This window comes from Bacillus sp. 22190 (assembly GCF_052045575.1).
In the GTDB taxonomy this organism is placed as follows: domain Bacteria; phylum Bacillota; class Bacilli; order Bacillales; family Bacillaceae; genus Bacillus; species Bacillus altitudinis.
On the sequence record NZ_JBQEPF010000023.1, the window covers coordinates 1 to 17,721 of the forward strand.

Sequence of the window (17,721 nt, forward strand, 5' to 3'; positions counted from 1 at the left end):
GGGAGGTCTTTTTCATGTTTTTCCTTCAATCTCATCTATCATAATGATGGTGAAAATAAAAAAGATTGTAGAAAAACATGAGTTTCTCTACAATCTGAGAACTGCCAAGAGCAGTTCTTTTTTATTTATGCTTTAGTAAACACGCGAAATGGTTGTCCAACTGGCAGTACTGTACGACCAAAATGTGTATTCAGCACAACAGCTGCAGAACCATAAAATGAAAGAAGAGAAATAATCAATTCTGCAATACCAGCCATCGTATGAGTCACATCGTACATCACACCAAACGAGCTTAGGGACAGGCCAATGAATAAGAAATCAATAAAGACGAAAATCAAAAACAATACTTTATGTGTTTCCATTGCACCGATCGTCATAAATAAGCTGAAAATCAAATAACCAATAAAAGCAAAACCTAGTTGTTTTGGGTCCGCAGCTCCCGCAAGCGTTTTCCCAAAAACGCCCGCTTGAATGAGCCAAGTGGTTCCAACGCCCATCCAAAAAAGACCGAATGCGCCGAAGGCAGTGGCTCCAAAAATATTATGATGCTTTGAATCTTGTATGGACGCAATCAGCTGCGCGATTCCTCCAAGGAAGATAGCCCAAGGTAAAATAAGGGATGTGCCATCTGTGATTCCTAGTTTTTGTGAAGACGCAACAAGCGTCACCATTGCTAAACCAAACAAACCAAGTGGTGTTGGGTCTGCGATTGATAATCGAATTGCTTGAACATTCTGTTTTTCCATAATGACCTCCTACAATTTGCACTTACAAAAGATACTCGAATTCGATAGAAACGTCAAGCTCTTTTTTAGTAGACACTTGCAACGTCTTCCAAATAAATCTATATTTAATACAATACATCATACATGTGATAGAAAAAGAGGGATGAGAATGAGTAAAGGCTTAGCTGGAAAGACCATTGCCATATGCGGAACAAGAAAAACAGAAGAAATGCGTACACTTGTTGAAAAGCAAGGAGGACAAGCTGTTATTCGTTCTCTTCAGGGCACTGTATTTTTAGCCAAAGAGGAATTGAAGCCAGGCATAGAAACCTTTGTAAAGAAGGGAGCTGACTGGGTCATTTTAACAACGGGTATCGGCACAGACACATTAATTGAAAGTGCACAAGAGCTGCAGCTTGGAGAAGCATTTATGAACATTTTATCAAGTGCCCATATCGCTTCAAGAGGATACAAAACGTTTGCGGCTCTAAAAAAACACGGCATTCAGCCAGATGTTTCTGATGAAGATGGAACCGTTCGTGACCTCATTTCAAAGTTAGAAGACAAAGAACTTCAAGGTAAACGGGTCATGGTGCAGCTTCACGGCGAAAATGCACCAGCTCTCATTGATTTTTTACATCACAAGGGAGCAGACGTTTTGCAGCTCATGCCATATCAGCACACGCCCCCTGAACCAGAGGCGGCGGACACTTTGCTTCAAGAAATGAAAGAAGGGAAGGTCCATGCCGTTTGTTTTACAACCGCTGTTCAGGTTCATGCCTTTTTCAAACTAGCAGAAGAATGGGGCAAAAAAGAAGAACTGCAACATCTATTCGAGCAGCATGTATTAGCTGTAGCTGTTGGAAAAGTCACAGCTGAAGCATTAAAAGAAGAGGGGATAAGCCGAATTCTAGCCCCTTCACTTGAAAGAATGGGTGCAATGATTATGGAATTATCTCAATATATGAAAAAACAATCGACGCACGCATAGAAAAAACGCCTTTCACATGACGAGTGAAAGGCGTTTTCGTTAGATTGTCCGTTTTCGATTTGTGCGAATTTTTTTCAAAACGAAATACAGTACGATGAGAACGATGGCAATGACCATAATTGGTGTTGTATACGTGTGAGCGACACTTTGAATGTGGTCCCATTTTGTCCCAAGCTGCATTCCAAGATAAATAAATAGGATGGACCAAGGGATGGCGGCTAATCCGGTCAAAAGAACAAATTTCAGAAATGGCATCTTTGCAATACCAGCTGGAATTGAGATCGCGTGGCGCACGACTGGGATAAAACGAGCTGTAAATACGACACCCGTTCCATATCGGTCAAACCAGCGTTCTGCCGTGGCAATATGATGCTCATGGATGAATAAATACTTCCCATACTTTGTTAAAAAAGGTCTTCCGCCGTAAAGGCCGATCCAGTAAATAAAGCACTGGGCAAGTGTTCCTCCAATCACCCCAGCGATGACGGCTCCAACAAATCCAATGCTTCCTGTTGACACCATATATCCGCCGTAGGCAAGTACAATTTCACTCGGGATAATTTCAATCATCAGTCCAAGTGCAACACCTGCGTAACCAAGGCTTGTCAGCCAGGTTAAAATTTCATTAAACAAGGTTCCCATTCATTTCACTCTGCCTTTAAATACGAATTTTCTTCAAGCATCCTTATAAGAGCCTATGCTTGTTTTGCTTCTCTCATGAGTATGCTTTGCATATATGCTAGCATGGCTGGCCGCATATCATGACGCATCAATCCAATTTCAGCCGCTGCCTTAAATGAGCCCAGCTTATCACCAACGTCAAATCTCATCCCATCTAATTGTTTTGCATAAATGGGTGATTCATGTGCAATGATTTTCAGGGCATCTGTCAGCTGGATTTCGTTCCCGGCACCTCTCTCGATTCCTTGTAGAATAGGAAAAATCGATGGTGTTAACAGATACCTGCCCATCACGGCTAAATCGGAAGGAGCTTCATGAATAGCTGGCTTTTCCACTAAGTCTGTGACTTCAAACACTTGACCGTCTACTCTAGCTGGTCTTATCATACCATACTTACTGACATCTAGACGATCCACTTGCTGGACGCCAATGACCTCTCTTTGTTTATCTTCAAAGACGTCCATGAGCTGAGAGAGTGCAGGTCTTTTTGACACCATGACATCATCACCTAAAAGCACCGCAAAAGGATCGTTTCCAGTAAAATGACGTGCACATAATACCGCATGTCCAAGACCTAAGGGCTCCTTTTGACGAATATAATGAATATTGGCCATATCCGCAATATGTTTGATTTCAGCCAGCTGTTCTTTTTTTCCTTTTTCAAGCAACGTGTGTTCTAGCTCAATCGAACGGTCAAAGTGATCTTCAATCGATTTTTTATTTCTTCCTGTGATAATCAGTATATCTTCAATGCCTGATTGAACAGCCTCCTCAACTATGTATTGAATGGCGGGTTTGTCGATAATCGGTAGCATTTCCTTTGGCTGTGCTTTCGTTGCGGGTAAAAAACGTGTGCCTAATCCGGCTGCTGGTATAACGGCTTTTTTGATGTTCATTGAATCATCGCTCCATTTCTGATCGTTTATTTTCTGATGGAAACACCCATAGGCGGCTTCCAGTAAAAGTGATCATCATGCCAAGAAGGGTACCAATCGCTTTACTAATGAATAATGAGAAACCTGCTTGCTGCATGACATATAAGACAACATAGGTGAGGAGACACGCGACGCCGTTGACTGTGGCCCACTTGATCCATTCCCACCTATCCGCTTTCTTTTTTACTTGGAACGTCCATTTTCGATTCCAAACATAACTGTTCAGCATTCCTGCTGTATAGGACAGGCACTGTGCAAGAAAAGAGGGAACAAAGCAAGCAGTGAAAAAAAAGAAGAACAGAAAGTCAATCATCGTATTGCTTGCGCCTATAGTTAAAAATGTGACATAGGTCCGAATATTTTTCTTTGTCATGCGAAGGATCATCACCTCCTAGTGTTTGAGTGGGTGTATGAATACTGTACAAAAGCGAGTTGACGAATCAGTGAAGAAAAGATGAAAAAAACATGAACAAGCGATATCTGTTTTTTCACCAGCTCGTGATATAATTTGTAAGATGAAACGAACGGTGGTGCACATGCATGTATTTAACAATTGGAGAAACAGCTGAATACTTAGAAGTATCAGAAGCATATGTTGAAAAATTAATCCAGCAAAAAAAGATTCGTTACGTATTTGACAGGGAATCGTATCTCATTTATCAAGGGCAGTTTCAAACCCATATGAAACAGCTAGAACAATATAAAGAGCTCATTCAAGACATCTTAAATGAACCAATCCCTGAGGACCCGGACGTAAAAGATGAAGATTAAAAAAGACTGTACGAGAAGGGAGAACCTTTTCATACAGTCTTTTTTATTGGCTGACACCCGTTTGAACAATGTTCATATGACAATTCACTTGAACATCTGCATCTGGGTAGAGTTTTTGCCATTTCTCCGGTGTCATGGCTTTATCTTTAGAGCGATATCTCAAACCAAGTCCAAGTGGATCAATTTTTTGCTTTTTAAAGGATTGAACAAGGTCTCTTCCTTGCTGGGCCACACGCTTCTCCACTTCTTTTTCAACATGCTGCAAGATAGAAGGCGTATCGATTTTTTTTGATTTCATGAATTCTTTTAACTCACCTTTCAGCTTGATATCAATGGTGATATGAGGCTTTTTTGAAAGGTTTTCAGTTGGTTTAATGTGATAAGACACATGTGATTTGATATTTTCAATGACAACATGGGTTTTCTTTGTGTCATTAAATCGAAACTCATAAATCCCATTTTTATGAGTTTCAATCATCGCTTTAAACGTAAACGTATCTTCCCCTGGAATATGCCCAACCATTTTTTCTTGATCAAAAAGAGCGACACCTGACACTTTAATAGAGTTGCTTGTATTTTTAATGTAAGGGAGGTAGGCATCCACGCCTTTTGCCATCATCTGATTCATAAAAATATGCTGATTGGTCACAGGTTGATTGCCGTTTCGCATGTTTTGAGCCAGTAAATCTGAAAGATATACACCGATATTTAAGTTGGTTTGATTCATCTTTGTATACAACAAATCTTCAACTTCTCCGCCTACTATGGCAAATACTTGACGGGACCCAATGATCGGATCACGATAAATGTAATTCATCAAATCAATCATACCCACTTCTTTCGCCAGCTTTTCACTTATTAAAATCACGAGTACTTGTCCCATGACAACGGGGAAAGGCGATTTTTCCGACACAAGAAACTGAATATTACTAATGGTATTTGACTTAGCACTTACAATTTGATAACTTCCTTGTTCTTCGCTTTTAAAAACAGGGAAAACAAAGAAGCCCTTCATTTCTCCATCTTCCAATAAGTCAAATCCCGCCGCCTGCGAGATACTTAATTCATCTAAGAGACGAGGCTGTGCACAGCTCGTTAAGAAAAGGCTCAATAACATGAGACACACCAGAATATAATGTTTCATGTTCGTTTTTTCACCCACCTTTTTTTCAGCAGCAGCCCAATGATCATACATCCAATCAATCCATAGACGAGGATGTATCCGCTATATTCCACCCATTTATTAAATGTCTCAAATGAGGTAGCTCTAATAAAAAATGAAAACATGACGAGAATGAGAAGGCTGAGAACTATTAACGTGGTGCGCTGGCTCGTGTGAAACACTTGTTTTGCCATTCTGCTGGCTGCCCATAATGGAATGGCGATATTTGGAACGATAAGCAAAAGCCATAGCGACACTTCAATAAATTCAAAGCGCTGGATAAACGGAAGTTTGACAATGCTGGTTAATGTCAATGTTGGCCATTTCGTTAGTTTGAGCTGAGCACTTGAGTAGTACGCAATAGAGACGAGAAATACAAGCAAATTCAGGCATGTAGTCAGCAACACTCCCATATGTGCAAATTTTTGCGACGTTTGTGCCTTTTTAATAAAGGGATAATAGACAAGCAATGTTCCAAAACCAAACATGGATAAAGAGGCATCTTTGACCCCCATCATGAGTTGTGAAAATGAATGATCAAACATTGGGAACATAAACCGGATGTGACTATATTTCATGACATAAAAACAGATAAAGGTCATCCAGTACGTTAGGACAATGCTAAAGAATGCCCAACCGGCGATTGTTCTAAATCCGCCTGTGTGAATGTAATAGACGAGGATGAGCAGCACTGATGCAAATAAAAGACCAGGAATTTCTTTAAACAGCCAAACATGGATTACATCCATATAATGAACAAGCACAATCAAAGACAATGAAGAAAAATACAAAATGTAGAGAATGTTGATGAATTGTCCGAGCCATTTACCAAACACAGATTGCGTAATGTCACTAAATTCGTCAGAAGGTGCTTTTTTAAACAAAAAGTAAATGAGGAAGATCATCAAATTGACGCTTGCACCAGCAATTAAAATGGCGATCCACCCATCATTATTAATCGTCCGGACAAGATTCGTCTGGAAATTTAAAATACCAACACCTACTTGATTGGCATTGATCAGAAAAAACACAAAAAAAGGGGATACTTGAAATTTTTCTTTCACAGAAGAAGAGCTCATGCCTTCACTTCCTTATTCATAAAAATCATTTTTCCCCTTACGGCCTTGCTTTGGCTTTTGGCGGTGTATCGTTTCATTTTGCGGCCGTAAATTTTCTGGACGTTTTTTCAAAAAGCGGAGTTGGGGCCGAATCAAACTACCTTTTAAATCGGCCAATCGAAGTGGAAAGATTGGCTCTAAGTAAGGTTGTCCTATAGACGTTAATTTCATTAAATGTGTAAGAAGAAAAGCCCCCATTAGCGAAATCCCTAGCGCTCCCCACACTTGTGCAGCAAAAAGAAATGGGAAACGTAAGAGACGAATGGTTGTCCCCATTTTATATATAGGAGTGACAAAAGAGGCAAGAGCTGATAATGCGACGATAATGAGCAGGATATTACTTGTTAATCCCGCTGCAACCGCAGCCTGTCCTATCACAATACCTCCAACAATCCCGAGCGTCTGTCCGACTTTTGCAGGAAGGCGAGACCCGGCTTCCCTAAGCAGCTCAATCGATATCTCTAAAAATAATGCTTCAATAATAGGCGGAAAGGGCACGAGATAACGTGATGCTACGATCGTTTCTAATAAGTCCTTGGGAATCAGTTCATAGTGAAACGTTAAAACTGCTACATACAAAGGGGTTGCAAAAATAGAAAAAATCACAGCAAAAATGCGTAACAGCCGAAAGGAGGATGCTGCGATCCAAGACATGTTATAGTCTTCCATTGTAGAAAAATACTCGAGTAAAATTGTAGGTGCAAGCAGGGTATGAGGCGAACCGTCAACCATAATGGCTATTTTTCCTTCCGTTAAACCTGAGGAAACCCTGTCTGGCCGTTCTGTATTTAAAAACAATGGAAAGATTGTATTGGACACATCATAAAGCATTTGCGCAAGATAATTAGAATCTAGAATTTGGTCATAGTCAACATCTTGAATCCGCTGAAGAACGGTTTCAATGTTCTGCGGGTTGGCGATATTCTCTATGTATACAACGGCTACTTTCGTTTGAGAAAGGGTACCAACTGTGTGTTCAACTACTTTAAGGTCAGGAGTGGGCAGCCTGCGCCTAATCAAGTTTAAGTTTGTGTCCAGCCCTTCCACAAATGCTTCCTGCGCACTAATGATTCCGAATTCAATCTCAGGCGGGCCCACTTGTCTGCCTTTCTTTTCTTCAATCGGCAAGAGAAGCGTATTGCCCCAATCTGTCTCAATCCGAACAGCAATACTGCCTCGATGAAGAGCTTCTTCCACTTTTTGAAGGTCCTTCGTAATCACAGCTTGTTCAATTGGGATGTGTTCTTTCAACTCTTCAAGGGTGGGTGTTAGATGCAATTGTTGAATAAAAGGCAAGATTTGTTCATGAAGGAGATTGCCATTAATTAAAGATCGAAAAAAAGAAATTCTGTAAAGAAAACCTCCGGAACTTGATAATTCATTGATAAAATCAGAAGAGCGCGATAATGCTTCAAATACTGAATTCGGGTCTTTCTGTTTTGATTTGTTTTTCTTCAGCACTTGAACCATCTCCTTCCGCGATTTGCCTCTATTATCCAACCGATCTTCTGAAGATATGCATAAAAAAAGCGTTCAGCTTCATGAACTGGACGCTTTTTTTCCATATTGAACGGCTTCTAATAAAAAGTCAGCCAGATGAATCGCTCTCATGCTAGGCATATGTCCTGCCTTTTTGACGCCTGCTGCCATTTGTAGTTGACAGCCTGGATTCGACGTCACAATGGCAGCTGCAGCTGTGTTGTTCGCTTCCGTCATTTTATGATCTAAAATTTGCATCGACATGTCTGGCTGCAAGATATTGTAGATTCCTGCAGATCCGCAGCAGCGGCCAGCATCTTTCATTTCTTTAAACGTTACCCCTTGAATGGCTTTCATGAGCACCCTCGGCGCCTGTTGTACATTCATCCCATTTCGTAAATGACAGGAGTCTTGATAGGTGATCACTTGCGCTGGCAAAGCCAGTGGCAAGTGGCGGTGAAATTCCAGCTCTACAAGGATGCTTGAAATATCGGTTATTTTCTGTGAGAAGGCTTTACTTCGTTTTTGAAAATCTGGGTCATCCTGAAGCAAATGACCGTAATCACTTAAAAAGGCGCCGCAGCCGCCCGCGTTCATGACAATCGCATCGGCATCTGTTTCCTCGAATGCTTCAATATTCCGCTTGGCTAACTGTTTTGCTTGGTCTTTTTCTCCGCTATGACCATGTAGCGCGCCGCAGCACGTTTGTATAGGAGGAACGATCACATCGCAGCCTGCCAGCTGTAAGAGATGAATGGTCGCTTTGTTTGTGTTTGAGAAAACTGTATCCATTAAACAGCCAGTAAAAAACGCCACCCGTTTTTTTGCCTGACCAATGGCTTTATATTCATTCAAACGTTTTTTCTTTTTCTTTTGAGGCGGCACCTTTGGAAGTGCCTGTTCCATCAACTGTAAATGGGAGGGAAGCACCTTCAGTATGCGCGTCTTTCTGGCGGCTGTTTGCAGACCAGATGTTTGATAAAATCGAAGAAAACTAGCAGCTTGTCGCATACGACTTTGTGACGGAAAGAGACCTTTAAACACAACACGTCTCATCAATTTGACGGGAAACGATTGTTTTTTATGTTGTTGAATAATGTCTCTTGCATCTTCTAGCAGCTGTCCATACTTGACGCCAGAAGGGCAGACTGGTTCACATGCACGGCAGCCAAGACAAAGATTAAGGGAATGTTCAACATCTTCATCTGGCTCAATGACGCCATCTCTTACAGCTTTCATTAACGCAATTCGGCCCCGAGGGGAGTGCGTTTCTTGTTGTCCAGATTCAATATAAGTAGGGCAGGAAGGGAGGCAGAATCCGCAGCGCATGCAATTAAGCAGCTCCTTTTCATCCATTTGCTCCTGAAACTGCTGCTGGATCTCTTTTTGCTTAGAAGAAGAACTCATGAGACCACCACTCGCTTTCTTGAGGCTTTTCCAAACACTTTATCTGGGTTCATGATATGTGCAGGGTCAAGTGCCTGTTTAATCGCCTTCATGGCAGCGATTCCTTCTTTTTTGACCTTCAGCTCCAAATAGGGCGCTTTCATAAGACCCACGCCATGTTCGCCTGTAATCGTGCCGCCAAGTGCAACGGCTTTTTCAAAAATGGCCTGAAAGGCAGCTTCTACCCGTTTCATTTCTTCTTCATTTCTTGCATCTGTCGCACAAGTGGGGTGTAAGTTGCCATCACCTGCATGACCAAACGTACAAATGTTCACCTTATACTTTCGTGCAATGTCTTCAATTGCACGAACCATATTGGCAATTTCAGACCGGGGAACGGTAGCATCTTCTAAAATCGTTGTAGGACTTAATCGAGCGAGGGCAGATAAAGCAGAGCGTCTCGCTGTTAAGAGAGCACTTGCCTCTTCTTCTGAATGTGCAATCTTGACGCTTGTAGCCCCGTGTTGCTCACAGACTTCTGCGATTTTTTGGATATCACGAGAAACAGCTTCAGGGTTGCCGTCCTGTTCAATTAATAACACAGCTTGAACGTCAGTAGGCAGGCCGATGTTTGCAAAATCTTCAACGACTTCAAGGGTCGGCTGATCCATAAATTCTAATGTAGCAGGAATGATACGCTCAGCAATGATGGCCGATACAGAAGTCGCAGCTTCTTCAAGGCTTTCGTATAAACAAAGCATTGTTTGTTTCGTTTCTGGAAGCGGCAGGAGCTTTAGCACCGCTTCTGTGACAATCCCGAGTGTTCCTTCTGAACCAACGAACAATCGAGTCATATCATATCCAGCGACATCTTTTGCAAGCTTTCCGCCTGTTTTGATGATGTCACCATTTGGCAAAACCACTTCAAGCCCAAGGACATAATCCCTTGTCACTCCATACTTTAACCCCCGCAGCCCCCCTGAATTTTCGTTAATATTGCCGCCTAATGTGGAAATTTTCATAGAGCTTGGGTCTGGCGGGTAGAAGAGACCTTTTTCCTCTACTTGATGAATCAATTCCTGCGTAATTAAGCCAGGCTGCACCGTTGCGGTTAAATTTTCTTCGTCTATTTCTAATAATTGATTCATTCTAGTAAAGAGAATTACCAATCCGCCCTGAGTAGGGCATGTTCCTGCGCACAGATTCGTCCCTGAGCCTCTTGGGACGATCGGCACTTTGTAAGAGGCGCACAGTTTCACAATTTGCTGCACTTCTTCAGCCGTGTGAGGCCGCACGATCGCATCTGGCATCTGTTGAAAATTTGGTGTCGCATCATAAGAGTAGGCAAGACGATCCGCCTTGCTGTCTTGGACATTAGGCGCACCGACAATATCTTTTAATTGATTTGAAAATTCTGAATCTAGCATATACAATCACTCCCGCTCATTTAACGTCTCGTTTCTACCAGTATAAAAAAAGAACCGTCACATGACTATAGACGATTCTACAAAATATCAGGCTGTTTTATCGTATTTTTTGTATCATGATCTAAAAGCAGCAAGGCCAAATAAAAAAGCATCGCATCTTGCATACGCTTTGGATCAAGTGTCGTTAAATCCTGAATCCGTTTTAATCGGTAATGAAGTGTATTAATATGGACATGCATAGCTTCTGCTGTATGTTTCAATGAGTAATCCGAAGCGATGAGTACCCGCAATGTTTTCACTAGTTCTGGATAGGAGAAAAGGGACGCAATCGTTCGATCAAGAAACGCATCTTTTGTTTCCTGACTGATTTCCTCCATAAAAAGTTCAAGCGTCAAATCTTCATCAAACACAATGGGTGTTTCAGCATGCGCCAATTTTAAAGCGCGAAACGCTTGATGAAAGGACTGCTTCATGACATGAGAAGCTGCTGGTTTTCCTGCCCCCATTAAAATCCTCGATGGTGACAGCGCTGTGAGCGCAGCATGAATATGGAACAAGCGCTTGTGCCATGTATCACGACCATCTGGTGTGGCTTGTAGCATGAGCAAAAAACGTGCATGCCCCCAGCGCACAATGATCTCCTGATTGGTGAGTTGCAGTTTGTCCTTCATCAGTTTGTATTGATCCTGCTTCATAAACGATTCGTCTTGACAATCAATGAGAATAGCGACACGCTGCTTGTTGACATCAAGGCCAAGCCGCTGCGCCTTCTCGGTCATACCTGCCGCTGTCTCTGGCAGATGAAGCCAGTCGAACACAAATGCTTCAAGCTGCCGTTCATCTGTTTCCGTTTCTTGAAAAAATTCATGTTCTTGAATGAGCAGCTCCGTCATTTTCCGTAAAATGTCGCCAAAAGGGGAGACATGCCTAGGATCACCTGTCATTCCAATGACCCCAATGACTTCTTGTTTAAAATAAATAGGCAGATTGATACCGGCTTTGACGCCTTTCATCTGCAGCACATCATCCTTTGTGAGAATTCGTTTCTGCCCTTCTAAGGATGTGACATATGCTCCTTCATGAAATTGACCAATGCGTGCTGGATCTGTTGCAGCAATAATGGTACCGTTTGTTTGTGTGATGATGATTTCTTCCGTCAGTACCTTTTTGACCTCATCTACGATTTTTTCTGCCAGTGTCATTGTGAGCAAAACGGTCCCCTCCGAGATGTTTCTTTTTCCACTATCATACCATCATATGCTCAGGCATATCTTTCTTTTCATGTGTTATGCTAAAATAAAAACGCATATGAAGTAGATGAAAGGAGACACAGCCATGTCACTGCAAAATCGCTTACAAGATTTACTGAAAGAAGGGCAGGCGCTCACCGACTTTGAATATAACAAAGCCGCAAGTCAAAATTGGCCGCTAGAAGGGGCAAAAATGACAGAAGAAGCACGCTTTGCTGATGTTTATATAGAACGTGTAGACAAGGAATCGGAGGAAATGATTCAAACAGAAAATGCTTCCTTTTTAAATACACCTCTTACATACGTAAAAAAACAACAAAAAGAATTCATTTATATCGAGTCGAAGTGGTTTGATGTGGTGAGAGCCGACGGACTTGCCATAGAATGGGATGAAGTATTTCAGACGTATACCGTGTTATTCGGATTGAAGCGTCCTAAAAAAGATACTGGATTACTAAAAGAGATGCTCTCAACATTAAATGGTGCTCAGCTTCAATTTAATGGGCAAGACGGGTTATTTGATATCAACATTCCGCTTCTTGAACTAGAGGACATCAAAGAAGATACACCTTTGATTGGTGTGATCTCAGCAGTGTACCGCTATTTATTCAACTTGCTCATGCAGCTTGAAAATGAATGAATCAAAAAACGGCTCACATTCCTGAGCCGTTTTTTTAGAGCCATCCTCTTATGAATTGAGCCTCACCCATCCCAAAGCTCCAATCGGCGTCTCCATTTTTCACGATGGAGATCATCACATCCGACTTGGCAACCCCGCATTCTTTTTCTATACGTTCTGCGATTTGTGCATAAAGCTGTTCCTTTTGCTCTTTCGTCCGCTGTTTACTGACAACACTAATGACAACCAGATCCTTTGTTCTCGGATAACCAAGCCCAGTGTCTTCGATGATCATTTCTTCAGGGCGGTGCTGATGAACAATTTGATAGCGATCTCGTTCAGGTACCCCAAAGGCATCAACCATTGCTTCATGGCAGGTGTCCAGCAGTTTTTTTAATTCCTCTTTTGAACGGCCCTCTATCACGTCAAATCGTAACAACGGCATCAGGTCAACCTCCAAATATGTGTTTAATATACAATCATAATGTAACCAACACTTCGCCGGTTCACTCTTTTGCGCATAAGAAAAAAGCCAAAACATTGGCGCTTGGCTTTTTCGCTCTGGACTAAGGCGTGACAAATTTCACATCATGCTCTTTTCCATATTGAAGGTAATCTTCATTTGGTTGTTCATTCGTCACGACGATGTCTATGTCTTTTAAGTCACAAAACGTGGTCAAGGCATAATGGTCAAACTTACTATCATCGACTAATAAAAAGGTTTTGGCGTTTTTTTCAACGAGCGTTTTTTTAATATCTGTCTCAAGCGGGGAGGAATTCGTGACGCCATGATCAATGGATAAACCAGTTGATGCAATAAATGCTTTATTGACATTGTATGCTTTGAGACGCTCAACACTTTGATAACCAACGAAAGAATTTGTTTTTCGCTCTAGCATACCCCCGGTTGAAAAGATGGTGAGGTGTTCATAAGGCATAGCCTGTGTAATGAAATCCACGTTATTTGTCACAACGGTAATCCGTTTCTCCTTCAAATAGGGAAGCATCTCCAGTGTCGTTGTACCAGAATCAACAAAAATCATATCACCATGTTCAACAAAAGCAGCGGCTGCCTGTCCGATCAATTGTTTTTTACTCAGCTGACGAGTCTTTCGCTCCTGATACACCACCAATGTTGAGTGATTCACAGCGACGCCGCCGTACACTTTCTTTAGCACGCCGGATTCTACCAATGCTTGTACATCTCGGCGTATGGTGTTTTTTGAGACGCCAAAATGCGTCACAAGCTCATCAAGAGAGGCAGATTCCCGGTCAAATACATACTCTTTTATTTGCTGAATACGTTTTGTTTTTATCATGCTACAATCTCCAATCAATACGAATATGCTAGTTCTATTATAACAATAATTCCACGTAAAAGATGTCACTGATCAACATGGGAGAATCGAATGATCTTTTTCTCTTATCTTTTCTCATTTTTCATAAAAGCGTATGATAGAGAAAAGAGGATAGAAAGGATTTTCACTTCTATGAATGAACACAACATACAATTTTCAAAGCTTGCAAATTTTAGAGAGGTAGGGGGACTCCAAACAACGGATCAGATGGTCATCAAACAAGGAATGATTTATCGATCTGCTGATTTATCACGTCTCACGAAGCAAGACATAATGACGTTCTCAACACTTGGAATTCAAACGATTTGTGACCTGCGTACAAGCTCAGAACGAAAATCACACCCGCCAAAGATCATGGAACATGACAAAATTGTTCATATCCCTATGCAGCCTGACAGCATGATGCCTAGCAAATGGACCATGTTTCGTATGCTGATAGCAGAAGGAAAATCTCTATCCTTTACACCGATCATGAAAGATGTATATCAAAGCATGCTCTATGAGCGAAAAAAAGAGATTCAGCAATTGTTTACATTACTGTCCGATGAAAAAAATTATCCGCTTATGCTTCACTGTACAAGCGGAAAGGACCGTACAGGCTTTTTATCTGCTCTTATTCAATTAGCAGCGGGTGTGCCGGTGCATACCGTTTTAAGTGAATACATGCGTTCCAATGAAGGCGTGAAAATGCTAGTGAAAAGACAAGAACGATTTGTTCGCATGATGAGTTTATATCGGGTGTCAAAAGAACAAATTCAGCCCCTGCTTGGTGTGCAGCAAGATTATCTTGAAGATGTACTGAATGAGATGATGGATACATACGGAAGTGCAGAGCGGTATTTACTAGAAGCCTGCGACGTCCCGAAAGATCAGCTACTTAAAATGAAAAACATCTTGCTTACACCATCTGCTGGCATTCCATCACAAAACGCAGAATAAACTTAATATGAGGTGATGCAAACCATGCTGAAAAAGATCAGTATGACGGTTCTGACACTAGTTTTCATGGGTGTCTTCTTATTGATTCCGTCTAGCAGTCTAGCTCGTTCGATGCCAAAAGGGAAGCTTGAGAGCACAAGAGAGATGCGTGCAGTGTGGGTCGCATCAGTTTATAACTTAGATTGGCCTTCAAAGAAAGGACTGCCCGCAGATGAGCAGAAACAAGAGTTCATTCAACTGTTAGACGACATCAAAGCGATGAATATGAACGCCGTCATCATGCAAATTAAACCAACAGCAGATGCCTTTTATCCGTCGAAATTCGGGCCATGGTCTGAATATTTGACTGGTACACAAGGGAAAGACCCTGGATATGACCCGCTTGAATTTATGATAGAAGAAGCACATAAACGCGGCCTTGAATTTCATGCTTGGTTTAACCCTTATCGAATCACCATGAATCATACCGATCTCAACCGGTTATCAGCCGATCATCCTGCAAGAGCACACCCTGAGTGGACCATCGCCTACGGAAATCAGCTGTACTTTAATCCAGGCATTCCTGATGCTCAGGACTTCATTGTTGACGGGATAGAGGAAGTAGTGAAAAACTACGATATTGATGCGGTGCATATGGATGATTATTTTTACCCGAATAAAATCGCTGGTGTGCCATTTCCAGATCAAGAAACGTATGAAACTTACGGTCAGAAATTCACACATATAGAAGATTGGCGAAGAGATAATGTGAACGATCTAGTGAAGCAAATCAATAACACCATTAAGAAAGAAAAGCCGTATGTGAAATTCGGTATTAGCCCATTTGGTGTATGGCGCAACATAAAAGATGACCCAACCGGTTCAAACACAACAGCAGGGATGACCAATTATGATGATTTGTATGCTGATACAAGAGAGTGGATACAGCAGCACCATATTGATTATATCACCCCGCAAATTTATTGGAGTATTGGCTTTCAACCCGCTGCCTATGATGTGCTGACGAAATGGTGGTCAAATGAAGTGAAGGGGCAGCCTGTTCATTTGTACATTGGTCAAGCGACGTATAAAATCAATCAAAACAGTGATCCTGCTTGGTCTGATCCCGAGGAGTATTTTCGCCAGATCGAGCTGAACAGGCAGTCACAGCTCGTACAAGGAAGCATGCATTTTAGTCTGAAAGATATCAATCGGAATCCCTTGAATGTAAAGAAACGATTAATAGAAGAAACCTATAGCAAACCGGCTCTCATACCAGAGATGCCATGGCTTCATCAAAAAGCGCCAAAAAAACCAATCATCCAATCTGTGAAAAAGACAGAGGATGGTGCAGTTTTACGAATACAAAATGATCCGCGCTCTAGTGCATCCTATTATGCAGTCTATCGATTGTCGAATAAAGGGACATACGAATTTGTGCAAACGGTCAGAAAAGAAACTGGTTCCTTCACTCAAACGAAAGACATTTTAGCCAATCAAAAGAAGAGCTATACCTATAAAGTGACGGCACTCAATCGCCTTCATCATGAAAGCAAACCTTCTACAAAAACAGTAAAATAACAAAGACAGCATAAATGAGGGTTTTCCTCCATTTATGCTTTTTTGCTTTCTCTATTTTTCTACTATTTTTATTTTAATTTTCTGAATTCAATCAAGCTTGGCATGAAGCAGCTATTTCAATAATAAATATGATAGAAAAGCGCCAAAGGGGGAAGCACAATGGATTTTGAATTAACGAAAGAGCAGCAAATGATCCGTCAGATGGTCAAAGAATTTGCAAAAACAGAAATTGCACCGCACGCTCAAACTGTTGATGAACAGGCAGCATTTCCCGTAAAAACATTTCAAAAAATGGGGGAGCTCGGTTTTATGGGTATACCTTTTCCAGAGAAATATGGAGGATCTGGAGGAGATACGATCTCGTATGCACTGGCAGTCGAGGAAATTGGAAAACAGTGTGCGAGTACAGGTTTAAGTTATGCCGCAGCGGTTTCCTTAGGCGCAAGTCCACTTTATTACTTCGGCACGGAGGAGCAAAAGATGGACCATCTTGTTCCATTAGCCTCTGGAACAGCGCTTGGCTCCTTCGGATTAACAGAACCAAACGCCGGATCAGATGCAAAAGGAACAAAAACAAAAGCCATTCAAGACGGACAAGAATATGTCATCAGTGGGGAAAAGTGCTGGATCACAAATGCCAATTATGCCAGAACGATTATTGTCACCGCTGTGACAGATCATGATGAAAACGGACGTCCAATCATCTCCGCCTTTATTGTGGAGAAAGGACAAAAGGGACTGTCGATTACAAACCCATATGACAAAATGGGGGTTCGTGGTTCAGATACGGCTGAAATCATTTTAGATGAAGTGCGTGTACCAGCGCATCATATATTAGGAGACAAATCGAAAGGATTCAAGCAATTTTTATATACATTAGACGGCGGACGAATTTCCATTGCAGCCTTATCTGTCGGAATTGCGCAAGCGGCACTTGATGCTTCACTTTCCTATGCAAAAGAAAGAAAGCAATTTGGAAAGACGCTCTCATCCTTCCAGGCCATCCAGTTTAAGCTGGCGGATATGGCGATGCAAATAGAGCTTGCAAGACAAATGGTCTGGAAAGCCGCTTGGCTGAAAGATCAAGGCAAACCATTTACAAAAGAAGCGGCCTATGCCAAACTGTTTGCTTCAGAAATGGCCACAAAAGCGAGTCTTGATGCGGTCCAAATTCATGGCGGAACAGGCTATATGAAAGAATGCGGTGTTGAACGGCTTGTGAGAGATGCCAAGCTGATGGAAATCGGAGAAGGAACCTCTGAAATTCAGCGGCTCGTGATCGCAAGACAGCTGTTAGCGTAATACCTTAATGAAAACGCT

18 protein-coding genes are annotated in these 17,721 nt (G+C 41.8%); 6 read left to right on the forward strand and 12 right to left on the reverse strand.

Annotated elements, in window-relative coordinates:
* Positions 1 to 125: 125 nt before the first annotated feature.
* Positions 126 to 746: an acetate uptake transporter gene (locus ACTJKA_RS18845; protein WP_007499188.1), complete on the reverse strand. Its 621-nt coding sequence runs from the start codon at positions 744 to 746 to the stop codon at positions 126 to 128.
* A 148-nt stretch (positions 747 to 894) separates the two neighbouring features.
* On the opposite strand from ACTJKA_RS18845, the gene ACTJKA_RS18850 reads away from it, so the two are divergent.
* Positions 895 to 1,716, forward strand: coding sequence for a uroporphyrinogen-III synthase (locus ACTJKA_RS18850; protein ID WP_345910913.1), 822 nt, complete (start codon positions 895 to 897; stop codon positions 1,714 to 1,716).
* Positions 1,717 to 1,755: 39 nt separating this feature from the next.
* Here the strand turns inward: ACTJKA_RS18850 and ACTJKA_RS18855 are convergent, their stop codons facing one another.
* From ACTJKA_RS18855 to ACTJKA_RS18865, 3 genes are read right to left on the reverse strand one after another with little or no spacing between them, the layout of a single operon-like run.
* Positions 1,756 to 2,358: a DedA family protein gene (locus tag ACTJKA_RS18855; RefSeq protein ID WP_007499192.1), complete on the reverse strand. Its 603-nt coding sequence runs from the start codon at positions 2,356 to 2,358 to the stop codon at positions 1,756 to 1,758.
* 53 nt (positions 2,359 to 2,411) lie between these two features.
* On the reverse strand, positions 2,412 to 3,293 hold the full coding sequence (galU, locus tag ACTJKA_RS18860; RefSeq protein WP_282833703.1) for a UTP--glucose-1-phosphate uridylyltransferase GalU: 882 nt from the start codon (positions 3,291 to 3,293) through the stop codon (positions 2,412 to 2,414).
* A gap of 4 nt (positions 3,294 to 3,297) precedes the next feature.
* Complete coding sequence (locus ACTJKA_RS18865; protein WP_144680472.1) at positions 3,298 to 3,717, reverse strand: GtrA family protein; 420 nt, start codon at positions 3,715 to 3,717, stop codon at positions 3,298 to 3,300.
* Positions 3,718 to 3,872: 155 nt separating this feature from the next.
* Here ACTJKA_RS18865 and ACTJKA_RS18870 point away from each other — a divergent pair, with 155 nt between their 5' ends.
* The gene (locus tag ACTJKA_RS18870; RefSeq protein WP_341041815.1) at positions 3,873 to 4,103 is read left to right on the forward strand and encodes an excisionase family DNA-binding protein; all 231 of its coding nucleotides are present in this window, start codon (positions 3,873 to 3,875) and stop codon (positions 4,101 to 4,103) included.
* Positions 4,104 to 4,146: 43 nt separating this feature from the next.
* Here the strand turns inward: ACTJKA_RS18870 and ACTJKA_RS18875 are convergent, their stop codons facing one another.
* The 6 genes from ACTJKA_RS18875 to ACTJKA_RS18900 form a co-directional block, all read right to left on the reverse strand.
* A complete protein-coding gene (locus tag ACTJKA_RS18875) occupies positions 4,147 to 5,247 on the reverse strand; it encodes a Ger(x)C family spore germination protein (RefSeq protein ID WP_345910912.1) in 1,101 nt (366 codons plus the stop codon).
* Positions 5,244 to 6,344 carry a GerAB/ArcD/ProY family transporter gene (locus ACTJKA_RS18880; RefSeq protein ID WP_017367399.1) on the reverse strand — a complete coding sequence of 367 codons (1,101 nt, stop codon included), beginning with the start codon at positions 6,342 to 6,344 and terminating at the stop codon, positions 5,244 to 5,246. Before ACTJKA_RS18880 ends, ACTJKA_RS18875 begins: the two co-directional genes overlap by 4 nt.
* 12 nt (positions 6,345 to 6,356) lie before the next feature.
* Positions 6,357 to 7,844, reverse strand: a complete 1,488-nt coding sequence (locus tag ACTJKA_RS18885) for a spore germination protein (protein WP_019743946.1) — start codon at positions 7,842 to 7,844, stop codon at positions 6,357 to 6,359.
* A gap of 78 nt (positions 7,845 to 7,922) precedes the next feature.
* Complete coding sequence (locus tag ACTJKA_RS18890; protein ID WP_019743947.1) at positions 7,923 to 9,269, reverse strand: (Fe-S)-binding protein; 1,347 nt, start codon at positions 9,267 to 9,269, stop codon at positions 7,923 to 7,925.
* A complete protein-coding gene (gene glcD, locus ACTJKA_RS18895; protein ID WP_440607897.1) occupies positions 9,266 to 10,675 on the reverse strand; it encodes a glycolate oxidase subunit GlcD in 1,410 nt (469 codons plus the stop codon). The genes ACTJKA_RS18890 and glcD overlap by 4 nt, the downstream gene beginning before the upstream one ends.
* 77 nt (positions 10,676 to 10,752) lie before the next feature.
* On the reverse strand, positions 10,753 to 11,886 hold the full coding sequence (locus ACTJKA_RS18900) for a CdaR family transcriptional regulator (protein ID WP_414092503.1): 1,134 nt from the start codon (positions 11,884 to 11,886) through the stop codon (positions 10,753 to 10,755).
* A 124-nt stretch (positions 11,887 to 12,010) separates the two neighbouring features.
* On the opposite strand from ACTJKA_RS18900, the gene ACTJKA_RS18905 reads away from it, so the two are divergent.
* Positions 12,011 to 12,565: a hypothetical protein gene (locus tag ACTJKA_RS18905; RefSeq protein ID WP_017367394.1), complete on the forward strand. Its 555-nt coding sequence runs from the start codon at positions 12,011 to 12,013 to the stop codon at positions 12,563 to 12,565.
* A 34-nt stretch (positions 12,566 to 12,599) separates the two neighbouring features.
* Here ACTJKA_RS18905 and ACTJKA_RS18910 read toward each other — a convergent pair whose 3' ends face one another.
* Both ACTJKA_RS18910 and ACTJKA_RS18915 read right to left on the reverse strand, forming a co-directional pair.
* A complete protein-coding gene (locus ACTJKA_RS18910) occupies positions 12,600 to 12,989 on the reverse strand; it encodes a tautomerase family protein (protein WP_440607898.1) in 390 nt (129 codons plus the stop codon).
* A 121-nt stretch (positions 12,990 to 13,110) separates the two neighbouring features.
* Positions 13,111 to 13,863: a DeoR/GlpR family DNA-binding transcription regulator gene (locus tag ACTJKA_RS18915; protein ID WP_017359514.1), complete on the reverse strand. Its 753-nt coding sequence runs from the start codon at positions 13,861 to 13,863 to the stop codon at positions 13,111 to 13,113.
* A gap of 90 nt (positions 13,864 to 13,953) precedes the next feature.
* Between ACTJKA_RS18915 and ACTJKA_RS18920 the strand changes: the two genes are divergently transcribed.
* The 3 genes from ACTJKA_RS18920 (at position 13,954) to ACTJKA_RS18930 (ending at position 17,703) form a co-directional block, all read left to right on the forward strand.
* Positions 13,954 to 14,841 carry a tyrosine-protein phosphatase gene (locus ACTJKA_RS18920; RefSeq protein WP_008346636.1) on the forward strand — a complete coding sequence of 296 codons (888 nt, stop codon included), beginning with the start codon at positions 13,954 to 13,956 and terminating at the stop codon, positions 14,839 to 14,841.
* A gap of 24 nt (positions 14,842 to 14,865) precedes the next feature.
* Positions 14,866 to 16,401, forward strand: a complete 1,536-nt coding sequence (locus ACTJKA_RS18925; RefSeq protein WP_440607899.1) for a glycoside hydrolase family 10 protein — start codon at positions 14,866 to 14,868, stop codon at positions 16,399 to 16,401.
* Between the two features lie 159 nt (positions 16,402 to 16,560).
* The gene (locus ACTJKA_RS18930; protein WP_008346640.1) at positions 16,561 to 17,703 is read left to right on the forward strand and encodes an acyl-CoA dehydrogenase family protein; all 1,143 of its coding nucleotides are present in this window, start codon (positions 16,561 to 16,563) and stop codon (positions 17,701 to 17,703) included.
* Positions 17,704 to 17,721 lie beyond the last annotated feature (18 nt).